This is a genomic window from Bacillus sp. FDAARGOS_1420, assembly GCF_019344915.1.
Classification (GTDB): domain Bacteria; phylum Bacillota; class Bacilli; order Bacillales; family Bacillaceae_G; genus Bacillus_A; species Bacillus_A mycoides.
Window position 1 is genome coordinate 128,795 of the sequence record NZ_JAHWJB010000004.1, and the last position, 21,513, is coordinate 150,307.

Genomic DNA, 21,513 nt, shown 5'->3' on the forward strand with positions numbered 1-21,513 from the left:
TTAGTATATAAAAAAGAAAAAGGAGACAAACGAGACAAACGAGACAAACGAGACAAACGAGATGGAAATACTCACAGTAAACGAGCTTAGTAAGACCTATAGGGAGAAGATATCCTATGAAGCACTTTCTAATATTAATTTAAATATAAATAAAGGAGAGTTTGTAGGTATTATGGGGCCTTCTGGAAGTGGAAAAATAACATTGTTAAATATGGTGTCTACCATTGATTCTCCCACATCTGGGGAAGTATTGATTAGCGGGAAAAATCCACATCGTTTATCAGCTAACAATCTTGCAGAATTCCGAAGACGTCAGTTAGGGTTTGTATTCCAGTCTTTCAATCTGTTGAACACATTGACAGTAAAGGAGAATATTGTTCTTCCTTTGATCTTAGATGGTATGGATGTCAAACGGATGAATAAACGTGTAGAAACGATTGCAGAGAAGTTAGGTATCCAAGAAATATTAAACAAGCGTACGTATGAAATATCTGGTGGACAAGCACAAAGGACAGCTATTGCGCGTGCTCTTATCCATAAACCGCAACTTGTACTAGCAGATGAACCAACAGGGAATTTAGATTCAAAAGCGGCTAGTGATGTTATGGCGTTATTACAGCAATTAAATAAAGAACAAGAGGCGACAATGATGCTGGTTACACATGATCCAATGGCTGCGAGTTATTGCGATCGCATCGTATTTATCAAAGACGGCAAACTGTATAATGAACTGTATTGCGGGGAAAGTCGCCAAATGTTTTATCAGAAAATTATGGATGTACTTGCTTTATTAGGAGGACGTAAGGATGAATTTTCGACAATTCGCGTGTAACAACGTTATGCGTAGCAAGCGAACCTATGCCGCGCATTTTCTCAGTAGTACCTTTTCCATTATGATTTTCTTTACGTATGCGTTGCTATTGTTTCATCCAAATTTACAAGGAGAATTAACTTCTGAGAGTGCAATGATGGCGAAACTTGGAACAATCGGGATGCAAATTTCTCAATCCCTCATTTTCCTTTTTTCTTTTTTCTTTCTTTTGTATTCTGTCAGTGCATTTTTGAAAACAAGAAAAAAGGAATTTGGGCTTCTTATGATGCACGGCATGTCTCCGTCACAGTTAAATACATTGATATTTTTAGAAAATATGATAATCGGAGCTGCAGCGATTGTTTTTGGCATTCTGATGGGGCTGATTTTTTCAAAACTAATTTTATTATTCAGTGCCAATCTATTAGCGATTGAAACAGGTCTTCCTTTTTATGTGCCCATCAAAGCAATTGGGATGACTGCTGGCGCGTTTCTGATTTTATTTTTATTGATTTCCCTGTTTACTTCCAAAATGGTAAAAGTTAACCAGTTGATTGAATTGATGAAATCCGAGGACAAGCCTAAACCAGAGCCGAAAGCGTCTAGGGTACGAGCCTTTCTTTCCCTTCTTTTTATTGGTATTGGATATGGTTCCGTATTTTATTTTGTGTCAACGGCTAGAATGACTTTGAATCCTATACCGTTGGTTATCGGGGTGATATGTACCATAATTGGCACATATTATTTATTTTCTCAATTGAGTGTAGGTATCATCGGTAGGTTAAAGAAGAGGGAACGTATATTTTTTAAGAAAACAAATCTTCTCACTATTTCGGAATTAGCGTACCGCATGAAAGATAATGCCACGATGTTCTTTATGCTAGCGGTTGTTTCCGCTGTAGCTTTTACAGGAATTGGGACATGTTTATCAATCGGAGATTCTGCATTATATGGAATGAAAAAGCCGTCATTTGCATTTACCTATACTTCATGGAAAGGAAATGCGCAAGAAGAAGCGCATATTACAGAAATAAAGAAACAGCTTACAGATGCGGGATTTTCTTATCAAATGGGTGCTGTAACGAAAAAACATAGTGAAAATGGTTTCGCAATACTGAAGTTAAGTGAGTATAATTCTTTAGCAAAAGCATTGAGGCACCAAGCAGAAATATTACAAAATGAAGATGAAACAATTGTAGTTCCCACATCTGCTTCAGCAGTGGCGAAATATCAAAAAAGAGAGGGAATTCCTTCTGAAATATCCGTAGTACAAGGAGAGAAAAATCTTTCATTCAAAGTGAAAAAAGCCGTTCCCTATCTAGTGGAACCAAATGGATATGGCGTTACTCTTGTTGTTTCAGATTCCATGTATGATGTGATTCCAAGCGGAGATGATAAGCGTACTTTTACAGAGTACGGGTTTACTGTGAAAGATTGGACAGAAACAAAAGATATAGCAAAGCAATTAGATGCGAAATTCATGAAGACAGAAAAAAAAGACTCAAAATACAGTTTTAGCTCCTTGTACACGGAAAATCATATGTTTAGACAAGGAAATGGTATCTTATTGATTTCTAGTGTATTAGTAGGTATTGTATTCTTCACCTTTGCATCCAGTTTATTGTATTTCCGCCTGTATGCAGATTTAGAAAGAGATCAACGACAGTATGAAATGATTGCAAAAATAGGATTAAGCAAAAAAGAATTAAAACAAATTGTTACAAGGCAGCTGTCGTTGATGTTCTTTCTCCCCATACTTGTATCGGTCATTCATAGTGGAGTAGCATTTTTAGCTTTACAAAAATTACTTGAATTCTCTATTTTGAACATTTCTATGGTAGTATTTGTAGGGTTTATTGGAATTCAAATACTGTATTTCTTTATGGTGAGACGTGGATATTTACGACAATTGTATACAAAAGTTTTATAAATGAAAAATAAAACGCGAAATGGAGAAAAATGATGAAAAAAAATACTATCTATATGTGGAATTGGATTATTTGTGATTTCAATACTCGGTGCGTGCTCGCTGTTTGGAGGAAACAAAGAGCCAGTGAATGGGCTGATGTTACTAGGTGAAGAACAGACATTAAAAAAAATAGAAACTGAATATAAAAAAGAGGTTAAGTCTACAGCGTTTTATAAAATAAAGCAAGTGGAATATGATGGCGAACAAGCATTTATCATGGATAAAGAAACTGCAAAAAAAGTGATGAATAGTGGTATTTTAAGAAAAAGAGATAATAGTGATGATATGATAAGTAGCGCCCCGCTATTTTCTTTACCTGCTAGTGGAAAAGAAGAAGGAATTTTATTTGCCAATAAAGACAAGAAAGATGTAAAAACTGTGGTTTTAAATGGTACTAAAGTAAACGTAAAATATGATAGTGATACATGGTTTGGGCATATGCGAGGTGAATTTGATAAAATTATAGTAATTGTAGACAACACTGCATTCCAGAAAATCCCTGCGACAGAAATTGATATGAGTATAGTAGAATTGAATAAAACTTATGGAGAAAATAAACCGTTTGGTTCTGATGATGTCGAGGAAGCACAGAATGCAAATGAATTTGAAAAATTAGTTAAAAATATGGTAAGTGATGTTAAACTTTCAATGCCGATTTCAATTATTAAACAATAAAAAATAAACCGATTCCTTAAAGTATAGGGAATCGGTTGTTTTGTGTCCAAATTGTGTCTAAACGTACAGTTTTCCCGAAATGATATGGTGACCCCATGCCCATCAACTTAAGAGAACAAATAAAATGAAATTCCCTTCAAAACAGCTACTAATTGTTCATCATATTGATTATTCCTAAAAGTACGCATACTAAATAAACTCTAACGAGTTTTATTTTTAAAACTATGCAGCTTTCTTTTGTTCCCTAGCTATACTATACTCATAATGAACACCCATGATATCAAAGACCGTTTTCTTCTCGTATCGATGAGATTTCCGTCCGTTTTGTTGTAGAAGGTGGAACAGACGAATTAGAAGCTTTGTTATCTCTTGGGTGTTTTTCTTACGATTAGTCAACTGTTTTCTTACGATTAGTCAACTGTTTTTTAGAGTTATAATTGATTAAATGCCAGAGATTTTAAGCCAATTAGAATGCAAGCCAAATACCCCTAATATGTGTCCATTTTTTACTAGGGGGAAGATATGGTACGATGGATGAAACTATGGTTTTAGGCGGCTAACCGATAATCATAGTGCATATTATGTGTAATGAGATAGAAGAGAAGCTTCAATAATTTATTTACACATGCAATGGACGCAACTTTATGACACTTGTTATAAGGTTGCGTTTTTAATTTATCGTAATACTCAACAATATGATTTTGTCCGTAACGTCGTTGTTTAATCATGTTCTGGATGATGAGGAAAAGGAGCTTCCTCAAATGTTTATTTCCACGTTTATTGATTTTATCTTTAAAAAAGGTTTTACCTGATTGAAAACGGCGTATATCAATACCAGCAAATGCATTGAGTTGCTTGTTATTGTTAAAACGAGTAATATCTCCTATTTCAGCCATCAAGCGTACGGCAGTATTCGGTCCAATCCCAGGGAGACTGCGAATGATATCGTATTCTGCGCGTTGCTCAGCTACATACACCATCTTGCTAATACAGCTTTCTTTTTGGTGAAGAAGCTCTTGATAGCGCCTTGCGTATAATTTGAGCTGGTCACACAGAACATCGTTCTGAGAAACCGCAGGATAGCAAATTTTCGCTATTTCAAGTATCTGAATCGCTTTTTTCTCCGCCGTAATATTTGATATTTTTTTATTGGTGTTGGCACGAATACGATTTTTTATAATGGTTTTAGAAAGACCTAAAACACAATCTGGGTGGGGAAATAGTTGAACAAAATTTAAAAACAAATCAGATTTACTAGTAAATATTCTTTCCAATTCTGGAAATGTTAATTGGATTACTTTATGCATACGGCCGCGAATTATTGATAATTCATCATCCAGTTCACTATATAATCTAGAAAGAGATTTTAACTGATAGAATAAATTATCAGTTCCGGTAGATACCCTTCGGGTAACTGTAAAATGAGTGAGAGCTAATCGGTGTGCGTCGCTTCGGTCTGTCTTATGAATCCGCAAGGAATCACATTGTATTTTGGCTTCTAATGGGTTTAATAAACAATATGTATACTGGTTATTTTGCATAAATCGTTCTAGCTGTCTGGAATAGATCCCTGTTGCTTCGAACACAATTTCAGGTGATTCGCCGGTTTCATCTGTAAGCTTATGTATCTTTTCTTGTAGCTTTTTAAAATCAGGCTTAGAATGCTTGATTTCACTTTCGAATACGCATTGTTTTTGTGCATTATAAATTACCATATAACTTTTACCCATACTGACATCAAATGCAATAACTTGTTTCATATAGCGCCTCCTCAGGTGGAATTGAAGTCTTCAACTTACACTTATCGATTCTCATTTCTTATACACGATCTCGAAGACCAACATACTAAAAACTGATTCAAATAAGGTAAGTGAAGAAGGTCAGTTTTGTATACGGATTCAAGATCCCAAAACACCCACGACCTCCTCTTCACTTCTACTATATAAAAAATAGTAGTGCGAACCAATGCCTTGGTCTGCACTACTAATCTTAGTATGTTTTGTATGGCTTGATAGAGGAGAAATAGGTGATCTTGAATCATTCCAATCGCTTTATATTCACTTAATTCTATTTGCTTCTTCTGTAACAAAAGTTGGCGCATTTTAAATATAGTAGAAGAACATAAAAAAATAGCAATTAGTTTTGTACCGACCCCCAAAAGTTAGACCAAAAAATCTAACTTTTTGAGGTCGGTTTTTTCATGACGAAATATAGTTTTAAGCTCAAAATGAACGTAATTCATGAATATCTCGATGGCAAAGGTGGTGTGAGCTTTTTAGCGAAGAAACACGGCATTAAAAGTTACTCGCAAATTCAAAGATGGATAAATAATTATCAAGAATTCGGAGTAGAAGGACTTTTGCGAAACAGACAAAATAAGAATTATTCTGTTCAATTCAAGCTGGATGCGATAGAGTTATATCAAACAAGCGAGATGTCCTATCGTGAAGTTGCCAACGTACTCGGAATAACCAATTCTCCTATGATTGCTTCTTGGATAAGGAAATTTGGGGAGAATGGCATTGAAGGACTCTCCAAACCGAAGGGGCATCCAACTAAAATGTCTATAAAGAAAGCCAATAAAACGGGTAATAAAGATTCTATAAATAAAAGTCAGAATACTGATAAAGAACGTATCAAAGAATTAGAAAAACAAGTCAGAACTCTACAAATCCAAAATGCCTTTTTAAAAGAATTGAGGAAGCTGAGAAAGCAGGAAGCTCAAAAACGAACGAAACAATCACAAGAATCATTTCCAGCCTCCGAGGATCATTCAAATTAACTGAGCTTCTTGAGGTGCTAATGTTTCCGAAGTCTACGTATATGTACTGGCAAAAACGCCTTTATCGTGCTAATTCTAACCAAACCATAGAAGATGAGTTGAAGAAGATTCGTGAAAAACATAAAGATTATGGATATCGTCGAATGACTCAAGAGTTAAGGAACCGCGGGTTCCTTGTGAACAAAAAGAAAGTCCAGCGTTTGATACAAAAGTTGACTCTTCAAGTTCGCTCCTTTACTCGTAAGTCTCGCAAATATAATTCTTATAAAGGAACGATCGGAAATATCGCAAAAAATTTGGTACATCGCCGTTTCTGTACAAGTGTAATGCATCAAAAGATTACAACAGATACGACCGAATTCAAATATTTTGAGACAGATAGTGATGGGATTATCCGTCAAAAGAAATTATATCTCGATCCTTTTATGGATCTATACAATAGTGAAATCGTCTCCTACCGCGTCTCTGAACGTCCGAATGCACAAGCTATCATGGAAGCTCTTGAGGAAGCAATCGGTGTAACTAATAATTGCCCTTACCGAAGAACATTTCATTCTGATCAAGGGTGGGCTTATCAAATGAATGCCTATCGAATCAAACTAGAAGCAAATAAGATTTTCCAGAGTATGTCCCGTAAGGGAAATTGTCTGGATAATTCTCCAATGGAGAACTTCTTTAGCCTTCTTAAACAGGAAATCTATCACGGTCATATTTATCACAGCTTTCAAGAATTGAAGCAAACGATTGACCAGTATATTTATTACTACAACCATGAGCGCATGAAGGAAAAACTTGGTTGGAAAAGCCCAGTAGAATTTAGAAAACATCAATTTACTGCATAAAAAATAGAGCGGAAAAATTCGCCCTATTAAAAGTCTAACTTTTTGGGGTCACTACATTTTCCATATAAGTGGCACTCTATTCTTTCTCGTTTGACAGTGCGACAATGATCTATATCAAACAATGATTTCCACGTTTTAAAAACAATTTCTATCTGCCAGCGTAATGTATACAATTCATGTACTTGTTCCATCGGAACCTATTCCCAAGGTGCATTTGTCACATATACATTTAATCCTGCTACTAATTTACTTTTCTCTGAATAGGTTCTATGTTTCAACTTTTCTTTTTCTGCAATTTTTTTCAAGCGTTTTTGTAATTGTGCTGCTGTTAAACGATGAAAAACGAGACGTGAAAATAACTGCTGTTTATCTCCAATATAAGCTTGCTGGTATTCTATTGTTTCACCTGGTTGGAGTTGATTCAAAATTTGCATGACATTGATTTGTATGTATTCTGATTGCTTTTTAATGGTACCATTTTTAAAATACTCCGGACTTGGATTTTTTACATATACGTTCGTATTTAACTTTAACCTCGAAATATAATATGTCCCCCGTTGATCCATTTGGTCTAAATCTTCTAATGAGAAATACCCTAAATCACGAATACATAAATCGCCTGGTCGTAACGTATCTAAACATTCTGTTCCAAATGTTTTATCATTATTTTTTCCAGGTCCCACTTGAAAATTGAGAAATTGGCCACTATGTAAGTCATATTCTAATTGAATTTTGATCCCAGCTGTTTGCGCACAACCACCTGAACCAGGATATATATGTTCCAACGTATTAGGTACCTGAAACATGGTGGCATCCATGATACGAATACGTTTAAAATGAGTATAAAGTTGGCTAGAAATGTGCGTTTGCTCGCAGACTTTTTGTTGTAACAACAAAGAAAAGATATGTTTTAAAAATAACACTGATTTTTCATTAAATCGTTTATTTAAGCCCTCCGGACTAAGTGCAGTACCTGTAACTGCGTGAAGCCTACTACATAATCGTACTAAAACTAAAGGATCACTGGCCACCCTTTGGCTAATCCAAATACAAATGGTAGCTAAATCTGCCCCCGAAAATTTGCGCTTTCTCTTTACAAATTTCATCTCTCTTGCGAGTTCTTCCAAAAAATCAGGTGTGATATAGCGCTGTAATTCTTCTGCAAATGGTTGTAACTCCTCTTGAATCGAGAGATTCATAAAAAAACGTCACCCTTCCTTATAGTTTATTAAGAAAGAATAACGTTTTTTTGTACTTGGGGGTAGTAAAAAGGCTTAAGTTGATGGGCATGTATGGTGACCCCTACTAGATCGTGTATTACATCACGCTACCGTTGTTAGCATTGTAGGACAATCATATCGAATTAAAGATCATTTCAGTAAAGAAAACGATTAAACTTGTACATGCTTAAACAAGTGAAAATGTACATGATCATCTTGACATTTACAGGAATGATAGAAATGATTCAGGACCACTTAAACTATACGTATATTTTGGAAAAGAGCTTGTGTTTTTTCAAACTTTGTACCAAAAAACATTTTTGTTGATAAACAACCTACTGAGAAATAATAAGATACGTGAGGGCTGCACCTGTCGTAAATATACAGGAGAATTGGTCGCAATGAAAAATCATGACGGCGAGTAGAATATAAGGGCGTTTCTGTATATATTGTATCAGAAACCAAATGAGAAGGTTTGTGAAAAATGGAATTTTCATCCTTCACCAACATCCATACCTAGAGGTAAGCCATGCCAACACATGTAAAAATAGGACGAAGATGATGCGGGAAGCTTTTTCACCTAGTTGTTCTACCGTAGTCAATTGTTTTTTCTCAATATATGTAAAACAAAGACTAGGATATACGATAGGTATCCCTAATCATTCGAAAGTATTACAATATTCCCCATGCGAGTTGCCCGAAAAGAATATATCGAGGTGACGTGAACCAAAGGTGATCCCTCTTTTTATCATATAAAAAATATACAATAAAGAAACGGGCTCTTCCCTTCTCTTCTTCTACTCCGCTCCCAACATATCCGCAAATGAAGTACCCACATTATTCTTACGTTTCATATGCTTCTCTAAATAGATTTTTGTTGTTTGGATATTTTTGTGACCCAGCGTTTGCATTAAATGATAAAGATCCGCGTTTCCTTGTTCAACTGCCATGATTGCAAATGCATGACGGAATGTATGCGCCGTTACTGGGTTTTCACGATACTGCAGAAATTCTAAATTGGTCTTTTTTATCATATCCGTTATCTGGTTCGATAACGTTTTTGAATTATAAAAGTTCCCTCTTTGATTTACAAATAAAGGACTTTCATCTCCTCGATTCAATATTGTTTCGAACCCTCTTCTTCGTCTCATTTCACAAATACACTCATATAAATGTTCCGAAATGAAAAGTTCACGTACTTTATTTCCTTTACCTATAACTTTTAACCAGTGCTTTCCGTCATAATGTAAGTCTTTTACCCTTGTTGTACATAATTCTTGAATTCTTGCACCGGTACTTGCCAGAGCTAGTAAAATTGTATAGTTTACTAAATGACCTTGTTCTTTATAAAACCCTAAAATTTTCATAACTTCCTCATAGGATAGGTCCCGATTCGGCCGATCATGTTCATTTACATTCGCACGCTGCAGTTCTTCATGAAGAGGTTTTTCAATATAAGCAAATACATGAAGGTGTTTTAGAAAAGAACGAATGAGTACTGTTTTCTTTGCAAGTGTTGCGACCGCGTACGTATCCCCGTTCCTACCGCTCTCTACCTGCTTCAACCAAGCATTATATTTACGAATATGCCAAGGCTGTAATGTTTTCAATAACGAGTCATTTTGCTGTACCTCCTCCCCATTCAATTCGAATTCTTCTGCATGCTGCACCATGCACTGACAAAATGACAAAATTTCAGATATATAACTCTTTTTCGTATCCTCTTTTCTATTCTTCTTCTCATCCATATCTTTTTGTAAATGTACGAAATGATAAATGACTTCCAGATCACTTAAATACGTATATTTACTCTTTCCCTCTTTTTCTGCAACCTCCATCTTCTCTTCCACTTTATCTACATAACGATTTTTATGCAGGTATGGAACGATATATCTCATATTCTCTAAATATATATCTATATATTTACTTTGATTATTTATAATAGGTAAGTTTTCTATTCCACTTTTATTATCCATATTTCAAACTCACCTCTCCTATTGAAGATTATGAATATAATTCTCTTTATTAACTATACTTATCATTTTATTTCACTTCTATCTATTATACAAATGATAATTCATATTCTTTCTGTAAGAATCTTATATTCTTCTCTAGTTACTTATACTTATATTTTTTTATAATTTATTAGTAAATAGATATTATTTAATAATGGATAATTTAATTTTTATAGTACTTTCGTGTTTAAGATTACCGTTAAAATACATTAAAATATAAAATAAAGTTTAATTGTTTTTAAAATATAAAACTTTATAAAACATTTTATAAAAACTATTTATCATTTTAAATACAATTCAGATTCTGATATGATATATACATATCTAAAATATTAGTAAACAATAGTTATGGAGGTGTCCTTTTATGACACAAGATTTATTGTTCATTACAAAACCTACTGTAACGACAAAAGAGGCAGCCGACTTATTAGGAGTAACGGTACAAACAATTTTAAAGAAAGAAAAAGATGGATTAATAGAATGTGTATATAAAGATAATTGGAAACAATTTGGTAGTAAAATTTTCTATTTAGAGGATATTGAACGTTTAAAAAATATTGAAGAGGTTGAGGGTTATAGCACAAAAGAAGCGGCTGAAATTCTTAATGTAGCACCATCTACTGTCTTTACATATATTAAATCTGGAAAATTACCTGCTTCAAAGCTTGAAAAACGCGGAAAAGAAGTATATATCGTTGATAAAGATGACCTTGAAGCTTTTCAACTTACTTATGAAAAAACTACATCAAAAGAGCGAAAAACATTCATTACTAAAATTCAAGAAGAAGATATATATTTATATCAATTATTAACACATCAACATACCGGAAAAACAGCTAGAGTAATAGAGATCAATGGAGCAGGCGGCAAGATTCTTACAGAAGACGAAGAAATTTTCCCTCTATCCACTTATAAGGAATATGATTACTCCTTTGAACCTTTCCATAAACAAGCTGTAATTACAAAACGAGGGTATTTATCTTTTTCATTTAAAAAACCTCAGCTATTTAATTCCATCACTTATAATCTAATAAACTTATTTTATAAAGAGCTAGGTGTCACAAATATGCGATTGAGTATTTCATCTGATACTATTAAATTAGAAATTAAACCTTTCGTATTACAAGTTGATCCATTACAGTTTCAAGAAGAGATTAAATACTTACATTCTCATATGAAATCAGGCACGATACTTCCACATATAGAAGGCATTTACTTTAAAAGTAATGTAGAGACATTAACTTTTCATGCAGATCATGAATTCAAGCAAAAAGTAGTAAAAATGGCAGTGGATGCTGGTATAGGGCAAGAAGAATTCTTATTGCAAGCTGTAAAATCTTATATTGAAAAAGTTGATTCCTCTTTATAAATTCACCATACTTAAATTTATATATGCGAATAAAAATTATGGAACGATGTCTTTTCTTCTATTCCATATAATTATTTACTCAACTATTTTTTCAATAGTAGGCATAATAGCAATTGGTGGCAGTGAGAACGTCCATCCTGCTGAAAATACATTTAATTTGTCGCCCACTAAATAATGATCACTAGTAGAGATAGGAACTCTTAAAATTTTATTTTGAGAAACTAATTCCCACCAATCCTTTTGATAAGAAAGAGCTTCTTCCTTTGTAGCAGTATTAGCAACGACTACATAATTGTCAGCGCTTTCGATTACATACCCAGTAAAAGGAACCTGCGCTCGTACTTGTTCCTCCTTAACGGAAATAGTTTTCATAGAATTGTTGTTTACATCTGCAAAAGCAGGTGCAGAACTAACAGTAAATCCGCATCCTAATGCTAGCGTAGTTGCTACGGTAATTAGTTTTTGTTTCGTTGTAAACATAATAAATATCCCCTTTGTAATTGATTTATTCTGTACATAACATATTCTAGGGAATAAAACCTGTAGTGTCTACGCGTTGTAGATTGATAAATATTTTCCGGAAAATTCCTTTAAATCTAATGCATATACATTTTAATTTGAACCGTACAACGAGTCAGATAATGAAAAGGCAAGATAGATACAAGTAAGAAATATCCTACAACCATCCTGCAGTAGGTATATGAAGATTGCAATTTGATGTGACGTATATCAACGTGAAGGGAGATGGGTGTTACCTGTATGGTACGATTGATAAAAAAGAACATACATTGGATATTCAACTTTGTAAAAGGCGAAATCAACAGGCTACTTATGATTGTATGAAAAGCCTTATAAAACGTTGTGAGAACCAATGGTTCTCACAACGGACAAAGCTCCAGCGTTACTTTGCACATGTAACAAATTTAAAAAATACGGTTTCCTCAAAAATACCATCAAATTTGAAAAACATTCACAATGTGGTACCACGACAAATCGTATTCGTTATAATCAATTTGAGAAAAAATTATTTGAATAGTAAGAATAAATGTTTTTGTTGATTTTTATTTCATCACTTTCACAAAGGAGGTACAGCGGAATATTTCGTTTATTATCAAAATTTGGTTTTAGAATGAAATACTCTCACATAAAGAATTTCAAATATAGAATCGTGCTATTTTAACATGTAGGAGTTATATTCCCTGTTGGTCCTACGTGAACAAAGATAAGATTAGGCGGATTCTTAAAAAACGTTCAAAATAGGATAACCATATGCAGAATGATACGTTATACGTGTTACTTTGAGGAATATATCACCGTGGAATCGTATACGTATTCATACAATGATGAGAAAAACACGTTGACGAGACGATAATTGATAACGCTTGTGCTCTGTTGATACATGCGAAAAATTATAGAATACAGACAACCATAATGGTACCATACACTGTGCTTTAAAATGTCGGAATTATCCAATCGAATAGCAACATAGGGACGCATTCGTTTTATTTTATAAAAAAGATGTTGAAATAGGAGTGTCAACAGAATGTATACAATTGGAGATATAAGTGTGAAAACGGGTCTTTCTAAAGCGACTTTACGTTATTATGAAAAAGAAGGGCTACTTCCTTTCGTGAAGCGCGATTGTCATGGGAGTCGCCTCTATAATGATGAAAATGTGGAATGGATAAAGTATATCTTAGTATTACGTTCAATAGGTATGTCAATTAGCCAAATCAAGAAATATGTAGAATTATATCAGCAAGGAACTCATACCATTCAGGAACGCAAACAACTCATAGTAAGTCATAAAAAACATATAGAAGATGAAATAATAGAAAGATACAGCTATTTTAAAAAAATCAACTATCAATTAACTCTATATGAGGTATTGGAAACGCTAGTACAGAAACAATAGATGAGCATTTGAAAATTCCGGAAATAGAAATCGCTCAATTCTATTTCTGAAATTTTTCTTTCCATTATAGACACACCCTATTTTAGATTCCACCGCATTTCAACTCCCAGATTCGTTTTCATTTGTTTATCCAGGTGCAAGAGGATGCAGCCATACAGCGGGGAGAAAGGTTCAACTTGAGTATGATTTATTAAGTGGAACGTTCCTACATATTCATATAGGTCCCGGTAAACAACATGATTTAACTGACGGTTCTATGTGTGTTCCGACAGTAACAGCGATCATTTATGTATTCGAGACTTAGGTTAGATTGTTGGTTTATCATTCATATAATCCACGCTTTTTCAACGAGCACTTCCATTATTGATTCTGTATTTCATCCTTGACTTTTCATAGTTGGTCTTTCAATATCTCCCTAGTAAATTACATATATTTCTGGTTTAGTTTCGCGGTGTCTTTTGTCAGCAAATAGGCCTTTGATAACTAAAAATTCTTTGGTTTTTCAGTTGACATACTACCGCAGGTCTTATTTTATCGTGTTCGGTATAGTAAAAAAGCATCAAAAAAAGACCACTTTTATAAGTGGATCCAAAAAGAAGGGGTATGGCAACACCATTTATAATTATCCTTGCTGTGGTGCACCATTATAGTCACCAGCACCATATACAGAAGTAAGAAGATTATTTTTTTCAGGGATAGGGTAGTGTCCGTGAGTAGCAAGTTGATCCGTTTGTGAGAACTGTGTCATTCCGATAGTTATCATTCCAATAAAAGCTATTCTGGATAATACAACTTTGCATTTTTTCATTATTTTAATGCTCCTTTTTTTAGTATTTTTCGTTTCGCTTGATAACAAATATGAAAATAATCGCTTACCTTTTTGTAATCTCCTAATTGTCTACATAATGTAGCAAATAATTCAGCATATTCTACAACATAATCCCACAACTCTTTTTTCTCGAAGTATATGAGTCCCTCTTGAATAATTTTTTCTAATTCTTCTAAGGAAATATTTTTGTTTAAACTATTCAAAATAGAGAAGTGGTGCGTATATTCCTCATTATTAATTTTTTTGCAAATTTGTAATCCTTTATCGATGAGTGGGCTGGCTGCGGATTGTTCGCCTAATTTATAATGTTCCTTAGCTTGTAGAAAGATAGCCTTAAAATGCGTAGGTACTTTAGCAGTCACTTCTGAAAGCTGGCGAATAGCTAAAGTGGACTTATTTTGATCAGAATATAGCCACCCTATGGTATTTCTTACATGTAATAAGGAATCTTCTGCATGATTTTCTTTTAGTAAATCAATTGCAGCGTTTAGATATACTTCTGCTTGTTCATACTGTTTTACATAAATACAGCAACCACCGAGCAAACTATTACAAAAAGCGGTTTTTATTTCATAACCTTCATGCTTCGAAAAGATTTTCTTTGATTTATTTGCGTATTCGATCGAAGCAAGTATATTATACGTATGATGATAAAAAGTAGCAATTCTATAGTAGAATTCAGCATGTTCAATTTCATCCGGTATATCGATTAATATCTTTTCCGCCTGTTTATAATATTCAATCGCCTTAGTATAATTCGTAGTAAAAGTGGCATGAATCGCTTTAAAAAAATGATAATAGAAGTGGAGAAATTGGTCTGTAGGCATATCATACTCGTCAAGACTATCAAGACTATTTGGTTGAATGCTAAGACCATCTGTTAAGACAGTGTAACGAAACTCAAGTAGTGAGTAATACAATAACAAATTTTGATCTTGACGGTACTGATTCCGTTCAGTACTTAACGTACTAATTTTTTTATCGATTTTCTTTTTTAAATTTGTAGCTTTTAAAACTTGTTGCGATAGCATAGATTGGTACCATTCGTTCAATAGAGAGGTTAATTGCTCATTTGTTTTTACTGAAACACTCATTTTATATCCCTCCGTCCTATATAAATATCTTAAACGCCATGTAACTGTTATTATCATAGCAAAATTGGAGAAATAATAGAATGATTCGATAATTTTTTCAAGAAAATTCAGAAAAAACACTCAATTTATGTCGAATATCCATATACTTAAAATATCGTTTGAACTTCACGTTTGTGTAAAAATAAATTGCAATATCTTGCGGTGCCATTCCAATTTTCTGACAATACGAGCATCACGCCACTAAGAAATCAGTTTGGGTAATTCAATATAATGGATTTCTATACCATCACAGATAGGTGATTTTTTCCACACTTCATAAAATACCTGTCGTTTGAAAATGATCTTGATCCAGGTACAACACAAAATCTAATACATTAGTCGTAATCCCCTTGCTGCGGGGGCCTATTTTCTAACAAAAAATAAATATACATTCTTTTTATATGCCTATTATACTCTAACTTATATATCTAGTTATGAATTCTAAAATGTATAAAAAAAAGAGGGTATATGCCTCATACTAGTCATAATATCCTCTTAATTATACTATGTTTAATATTGAAATTTCTGAACAATCAAACAATAATAGAGAGGAACCCCATTACATGAAATGCCTCTCCGTTATTGCCCCAAAATACGGCGTATTTTCAATGCATCCATATTTGTAAATTTTGCAATGTCTTCTATGTCCATTCCGTTTTTATGCATACCACGGATCAATTGTACTTTTCCTTGTTCAATCCCTTGTTCAATTCCCTCTTGAATCCCTTCTTCTCTTCCTTGTTCCAATCCTTTTTTCTCCGCATGCGCAACGGCAGCCTTCTCATCTAATAATGCCTTCTCCCGTGCTTCATACTCTCTACGAAATTGCTGATTATGGCTCATATTGTCCCATTTTTGAATCGCCTTTTGCAACGTTTCATCTTGTTCCAATGCAATCGCCTTGAACCTTTGTGTTCGTATTGGAGAATAGAGGGAGACACTATCTAAATTTTTAATAGGAGTGATTTCAATGTATTATTGTAACTACTCAGCCACCTTTCGGTGTCTTTTTTTAATTTTACTAGTTTCATATGCCTCCCATTTGTAAATACTGAGTATATCAAACAGGGGAGGTGAATATTATGGTCGATCGAAAAATTATTTTAGATACATATAAAAAAGGACCTGAAGCTGTTATTTCTTTATTTGAAGAAACATTTTCTAGATTAGAGAAACGTATACAAGAACTAAAAAATGCTTCAAAAAAAACTCCCAAAATAGTCATAAGCCACCTTCTACAGATGGTTTGGGTAAGCCCGTTACAAAAAGTTTGCGCAAACCGCCTCATCGTCAAACGGGTGGCCAGTTTGGCCACAAGGGACATACTCTTGGTTTGACAGCGACTCCAGATTATACGATTACACATTCTCCTACATATTGTACTTGTTGTCATACTTCCTTGAAACACGAGCCTGTAAAAGGGTATCGCATTCGCCAAGTGTATGACTTACCACCTATTCAGATCGAAGTGACAGAACATAAAGTAGAACAGAAAGAATGCCCATATTGCCATTCTATCCAAGAAGCCCAATTTCCTTCGACAGTATCTCGTCCCGTTCAATATGGTCCAAATATAAAAAGACTGATTCCCTATTTGACGCATTATCAATGCCTTTCTTTGAAGCCAACAAAAGAATTCTTTCAGGACTGTTTTGGACATTCTATAAGCGAAGGAACCCTGGTAAATCATACACAGGCTTTCTCTTTTCAATTGCAGCCATTCATAAAAGAAGTAAAGGAAAAGATTCTGCAGTCTCCTGTTGTCCATTTTGATGAAACTGGTATGCGTGTAGAAAAAAAAACACAATGGTTACATACTGCCAGTACACCGGAGGTGACATTGCAACATATTCATGAAAAACGTGGAAAAGAAGCAATGGATGCGGGAGGAATTTTGCCGTCTTTTTCTGGAATTGCGATGCATGATGGTTGAAAATCGTATGATGCGTATACAGATTTTCGTCATGTATTATGTAATGCCCATCTCTTACGAGATTTGCAAGGAATTATAGATAGTACCGGACAAAAATGGGCACAACAGATGCAGAAATTTCTAACGCAAGCCTTAACGCTGAAAAAGCAATTCACAGGAAGCCTGCCAAAAGCGGAACAACAGAATCTATTTACTGTCTATCAATCCATATTGAAAGAACAACCAGTCTTTTCTGCAGAATTAAAAAAGAAAAGAAAGCAGACGCCTGCTCAAAATTTATGGAATCGCTTCGTCAAATATGCTGATAGAATTCTAGCATTCTTAGAACAGCCAGACATTCCATTTGACAACAATCAAGCGGAACGGGATATTCGAATGACGAAAGTAAAGCAAAAAGTGTCTGGGACTTTCCGAAGTAAGAAAGGCGCAGAATCTTTTTGTCAGATACACAGCTTTATGAGTACCATGAAAAAACAAAAACAATCTGTCTTACAAGCGATAGGCCAGGTTATAGAAACCGGAACGGTTCCTTGGAATTGCACAATTTCATAAGAGAAATTCTCTATTTGATCTAGCTTATTTCTCTTATTAGAGTATTTTCTTTTTCATGTTTTCGAATGGAAAACATTTATTTGGTATGCCTTTTTCCTAACTAAGCTGAGTAGTTACTCTTATTCTTATATGTCGTACAATGCTAAACATCATATGAGTGTGGATGTACAATAACATACCAACAATTTTTTTACTTGAATCCCTTTACATTGGGGCCATAGGATAGGTGACAAATAAATTAATATCATTCCACCTATTTTTAACTTCTTGTTTAATAGTTGGTACAAGTGGAGGTTCCAGTTGCTTATCAAGGGGAGTAACTTGGATCCATCCTTTATTACTTTTGGTAGTAATCACTATTTTTTTATTGCTTTGACTCTCTAACCCTTGATGAAGCATTTGTAATTTTTCTTTCATTAACTGCTTTATATTTTCAATAAAAGGCTTCACATCAAGTGGTATCTTTAATGCTTCAAAATATTCTTCCTTATTTTCTTCAAAATCTTGTGGAAGATCTTCATCTGGGTTACGATATCGATTTGCTCCTTCAATCCAAATTTCTTTACACCGAAGTTGCGTACGAAGAGATTGAATTACTGCAATTTCATAGTTAATTCGATTGACTCTTTCAACTTCCTGACTATCCGCTTCGATAATAATATTTTTCCATTTAGGTTGAATGACACCCTCAATTGGAACAGTATCTTCAATTGCAAAATAACGTTGGCCACTTTCTTTATATTCTCGGATAAGTTGGATAGCTTTAATTACAGGCTGATGTAATTGGTTATTAGACCGAAAGGTAAAATTCATCAAAATATCAATAAATGTCCGTCGATAGTGTCCGCCATAAGAAGCATGCATCCTAGTATAAATTTTTTCTTCATATTCACGATTATTTTTTGTCATCTCTTTTATTATATCTTGAATTGTGTTAGCGCTAACAATTGGGAATAAGGTATCTTGAATAATCCCTTCGGGCTGTTCTACAGTTGCTGTTAATAAGCTTATAATATGTTTATTTTTCCCTTTTACTCGTTCCAATTCTGCAATGGCTTCTTTCCGAGTTGTATTTTTAGCTCTATTTTTAATTTTTAGTGTAATTTCATCTAATAAATCTGCTAAAGAATCAATGACTTTCCCATATTGATGTGAAAACAAGATAGCTAATAATGTATAACGAATGTGGGCCGGATGCGCACGTAATTCCGTTACAGTTTCTGTTGCTGCGCGAAAACGATATTTTTTTTCTAATTTTGGAGATAAATGTTGAAATAGTCTAGGAGGAATTTCTAATTGTTGGATGGCTAACAGTTTTTTTAATTCTGTTTCCATAGTATTTACACTCGGTTTACATGCAGACGATAACAGATATCGAAAAGATAACTGATTTGAATTTGTTTTTTCATACATGATGTCTACAATTTCTAAATCTTCATTTGATTGCACATCTAATAATGCATCTAATCGACAACAAGTTTCAGCAGATAATTGTTCGGAAATTGTATAATATAAATCTTTCTCATACGTATCAAGAGTGGAATGAATCATTCGTTTTAAACTACCTTTAGAAGGTGATTCTACTTTCCATTTGCGAAATAAATGATAAGCTTGATCAGATAAATATTCCATATCATGTGTAAATTGTACTTGTTCTTTTAGCCATTGTATCAATTGGATATTATCTTTTGAAGCAAGCTCTCTGAAACTAAAGAAATCACGAATGGTTTTTAGATGATCTGTATAACTTCTTTCTTTTCCGCCCCATCTATAATGTTCAAAAAAATCTTCAGGTGACGCATCTATTTGCTGTGCTAAATGTTGAACAATATCTTTCGAAATATCTTGTTTTTCGCTTGGAAAACGAGCTTCTTTTTGAAAATATTTTAGTAAGACAGCAAATCCCAGCCGATTAACGTTTGTTTTTTTACTCAATACTAAATGACGTTCATTTGGTAACAGCATATAGTTCTCTAATAATTCTTCTTCAGTCCAACTTTTTTTCAATATTTCCCCTCATCTCATTACGTTTATTTAATAAATAGTATAATTGAGAGAGAGCATAACCTTCAAGAACACCCTGTTTTACTATTACTGGAAAAAGCCCTACGGACTAGATCAGCTACCCTGTCACTAAGCCTACCAGCTCCGATAACAACAATTGTATATGCTTGTTTCATGTTTATTCACGTCTCCCAAAAGTTTATTCAAACGTATGTCTTCCGTTCTACTGTAATTGAAAAACAGCACTCACAGGATTATGATCACTATGTGTAAACTGTAAATCGTGTCCATTAATTTGAAGGATTTCCACATTAGGTGAGACTAAAAATCCATCAATAATGGTCACAAAACTTTTTCCTTTTATGTATGCCGTACGATTATCGCGTACCGTATACACAGAAGAATCTACAGCCCATTGAAATCCTCCTTCTGTAAAATCTTGGGGCAAACGCACTAACCACTTGGGCCAGGCGGCTAGAAATGCGGGGTCTTGTAACTGAATATCTAACAGTAGCTGATTCCAGTCGCCACCTACAATCACATAATCCCCCTTCTGATACTGTGTATGCATATACTGTTTTACGTATTGCAGTTGTTGTTTGCGGATATTTCCACCTGCATCATATGCCGATACATGTAGATTTACGATTCGTAAGTTCTTTCCATTTTCCACCGGGATAATGTGTTCTACCATCGCACGATCTAAATCAAAGAGTTGCTTGGGCCAAGGCTCTCTCCCTGGTAATTGAAAACGAGTTGCCTGCTTTATGAAGTAGGTAGAAAACGTAGCGAGTCCTGATTCCACATATCCCATGGATTGCTATAATTATAACCAAATGTAGAAGCGTGAGAGGATAACTCCTGTTGAAAAAATTGATATTCATTTTGATCAAAAGAACGGAATGCTTTAATATCGACTTCTTGTAACAAGACAAAATCTGCATGGTCTTCTTTTAAAAAGGACGACATGTGTTGTAAGTTCTGTTTGGTTTGTTCTTTACTACGAGAACGTGAGCCTGTTCCTCCGTCCATGAAGAAATCTTGTTTTGCATCTAATCCTGCGTAACCAATGTTAAAGGTAGTAACTTGGAATGGCGTATAGGATGGTAATCTTTTTTCTTGCGAGTTTTCTATAATAAGTTTTACAGATTCGGATGGCTTTTTATGCTTACATCTGATAAAAGCTAAAAAGATGATAGGCAGTCCGAGCAAAACCAATGAGAAAGTAACCAATATTCGGATTCCCCTTTTCATCCGCTCCCCCTCCTATTTCTATGATCCTAGACAATCCTGCCAGGTACCCCCAGTATATATCGGATATAAGGGAAGTATTTTGAGAAATATCGCGAAACTGCTAGAATAAAAGGTTTTTCTCTTTTAGAGACCGAATATCATCAAGAATTATATGTACAAGATGGGGGGGAGTAGATGTAATCTTCATTTGAAAGTGTATGTAAAGATAAA

General features: G+C 34.3%; 11 protein-coding genes and 10 pseudogenes. 10 read left to right on the forward strand and 11 right to left on the reverse strand.

All coding sequences use genetic code 11. The features are described from left to right. Positions 1 to 61: 61 nt before the first annotated feature. From I6L50_RS31935 to I6L50_RS31945, 3 genes are all read left to right on the forward strand, one after another. A complete protein-coding gene (locus tag I6L50_RS31935; RefSeq protein ID WP_219304074.1) occupies positions 62 to 832 on the forward strand; it encodes an ABC transporter ATP-binding protein in 771 nt (256 codons plus the stop codon). Continuing rightward, positions 807 to 2,741 (forward strand): FtsX-like permease family protein, encoded by a 1,935-nt coding sequence (locus I6L50_RS31940; protein ID WP_219304075.1) that lies wholly within the window; start codon positions 807 to 809, stop codon positions 2,739 to 2,741. Before I6L50_RS31935 ends, I6L50_RS31940 begins: the two co-directional genes overlap by 26 nt. A 123-nt stretch (positions 2,742 to 2,864) precedes the next feature. Next, the gene (locus tag I6L50_RS31945; protein ID WP_219304076.1) at positions 2,865 to 3,455 is read left to right on the forward strand and encodes a lipoprotein BA_5634 family protein; all 591 of its coding nucleotides are present in this window, start codon (positions 2,865 to 2,867) and stop codon (positions 3,453 to 3,455) included. 222 nt (positions 3,456 to 3,677) lie between these two features. Here the strand turns inward: I6L50_RS31945 and I6L50_RS31950 are convergent. The 3 genes and pseudogenes from I6L50_RS31950 to I6L50_RS35260 form a co-directional block, all read right to left on the reverse strand. Further along, positions 3,678 to 3,839, reverse strand: a pseudogene (locus I6L50_RS31950) (IS4 family transposase); the annotation flags it as partial. 164 nt (positions 3,840 to 4,003) lie between these two features. Next, positions 4,004 to 5,215, reverse strand: a complete 1,212-nt coding sequence (locus I6L50_RS31955) for an IS110 family RNA-guided transposase (RefSeq protein ID WP_098630104.1) — start codon at positions 5,213 to 5,215, stop codon at positions 4,004 to 4,006. Between the two features lie 41 nt (positions 5,216 to 5,256). After that, positions 5,257 to 5,598 (reverse strand): annotated as a pseudogene (locus tag I6L50_RS35260) (hypothetical protein); the annotation flags it as partial. A 57-nt stretch (positions 5,599 to 5,655) separates the two neighbouring features. Between I6L50_RS35260 and I6L50_RS31960 the strand changes: the two are divergent. Next, a pseudogene (locus tag I6L50_RS31960) lies at positions 5,656 to 7,079 on the forward strand (IS3 family transposase). A gap of 56 nt (positions 7,080 to 7,135) precedes the next feature. Here the strand turns inward: I6L50_RS31960 and I6L50_RS31965 are convergent. Beyond that, positions 7,136 to 8,278: pseudogene (locus I6L50_RS31965) on the reverse strand (IS4 family transposase); the annotation flags it as partial. A gap of 103 nt (positions 8,279 to 8,381) precedes the next feature. On the opposite strand from I6L50_RS31965, the pseudogene I6L50_RS31970 reads away from it, so the two are divergent. After that, a pseudogene (locus tag I6L50_RS31970) lies at positions 8,382 to 8,474 on the forward strand (ATP-binding protein); the annotation flags it as partial. 622 nt (positions 8,475 to 9,096) lie between these two features. Here I6L50_RS31970 and I6L50_RS31975 read toward each other — a convergent pair. After that, a complete protein-coding gene (locus tag I6L50_RS31975; RefSeq protein ID WP_219304078.1) occupies positions 9,097 to 10,275 on the reverse strand; it encodes a tyrosine-type recombinase/integrase in 1,179 nt (392 codons plus the stop codon). A 403-nt stretch (positions 10,276 to 10,678) separates the two neighbouring features. Here I6L50_RS31975 and I6L50_RS31980 point away from each other — a divergent pair, with 403 nt between their 5' ends. Beyond that, positions 10,679 to 11,683, forward strand: coding sequence for a helix-turn-helix domain-containing protein (locus I6L50_RS31980; protein WP_219304069.1), 1,005 nt, complete (start codon positions 10,679 to 10,681; stop codon positions 11,681 to 11,683). Positions 11,684 to 11,758: 75 nt separating this feature from the next. On the opposite strand, the gene I6L50_RS31985 is transcribed toward I6L50_RS31980, so the two are convergent. Next, a complete protein-coding gene (locus I6L50_RS31985) occupies positions 11,759 to 12,163 on the reverse strand; it encodes a YobA family protein (RefSeq protein WP_219304079.1) in 405 nt (134 codons plus the stop codon). Positions 12,164 to 12,417: 254 nt separating this feature from the next. Here I6L50_RS31985 and I6L50_RS31990 point away from each other — a divergent pair, with 254 nt between their 5' ends. From I6L50_RS31990 to I6L50_RS32000, 3 genes and pseudogenes are all read left to right on the forward strand, one after another. Further along, positions 12,418 to 12,741, forward strand: a complete 324-nt coding sequence (locus I6L50_RS31990; protein ID WP_374108450.1) for a DDE-type integrase/transposase/recombinase — start codon at positions 12,418 to 12,420, stop codon at positions 12,739 to 12,741. Between the two features lie 485 nt (positions 12,742 to 13,226). Further along, positions 13,227 to 13,598, forward strand: a complete 372-nt coding sequence (locus I6L50_RS31995; protein ID WP_219304081.1) for a MerR family transcriptional regulator — start codon at positions 13,227 to 13,229, stop codon at positions 13,596 to 13,598. Positions 13,599 to 13,677: 79 nt separating this feature from the next. Further along, positions 13,678 to 13,904: pseudogene (locus tag I6L50_RS32000) on the forward strand (transposase); the annotation flags it as partial. A 316-nt stretch (positions 13,905 to 14,220) separates the two neighbouring features. On the opposite strand, the gene I6L50_RS32005 reads toward I6L50_RS32000, so the two are convergent. From I6L50_RS32005 to I6L50_RS32015, 3 genes and pseudogenes are all read right to left on the reverse strand, one after another. Further along, the gene (locus I6L50_RS32005; RefSeq protein ID WP_219304239.1) at positions 14,221 to 14,406 is read right to left on the reverse strand and encodes a hypothetical protein; all 186 of its coding nucleotides are present in this window, start codon (positions 14,404 to 14,406) and stop codon (positions 14,221 to 14,223) included. Then, on the reverse strand, positions 14,406 to 15,521 hold the full coding sequence (locus tag I6L50_RS32010) for a response regulator aspartate phosphatase (protein ID WP_219304082.1): 1,116 nt from the start codon (positions 15,519 to 15,521) through the stop codon (positions 14,406 to 14,408). Before I6L50_RS32010 ends, I6L50_RS32005 begins: the two co-directional genes overlap by 1 nt. A gap of 618 nt (positions 15,522 to 16,139) precedes the next feature. Continuing rightward, positions 16,140 to 16,475 (reverse strand): annotated as a pseudogene (locus I6L50_RS32015) (Rpn family recombination-promoting nuclease/putative transposase); the annotation flags it as partial. 167 nt (positions 16,476 to 16,642) lie between these two features. On the opposite strand from I6L50_RS32015, the pseudogene tnpC reads away from it, so the two are divergent. After that, positions 16,643 to 18,045, forward strand: a pseudogene (gene tnpC / locus I6L50_RS32020) (IS66 family transposase). Between the two features lie 234 nt (positions 18,046 to 18,279). Here tnpC and I6L50_RS32025 read toward each other — a convergent pair. Together I6L50_RS32025 and I6L50_RS32030 are read right to left on the reverse strand one after the other, a co-directional pair. Next, positions 18,280 to 20,052: pseudogene (locus I6L50_RS32025) on the reverse strand (DUF4158 domain-containing protein); the annotation flags it as partial. Positions 20,053 to 20,272: 220 nt separating this feature from the next. After that, positions 20,273 to 21,303, reverse strand: a pseudogene (locus I6L50_RS32030) (endonuclease/exonuclease/phosphatase family protein). Between the last annotated feature and the right edge of the window lie 210 nt (positions 21,304 to 21,513).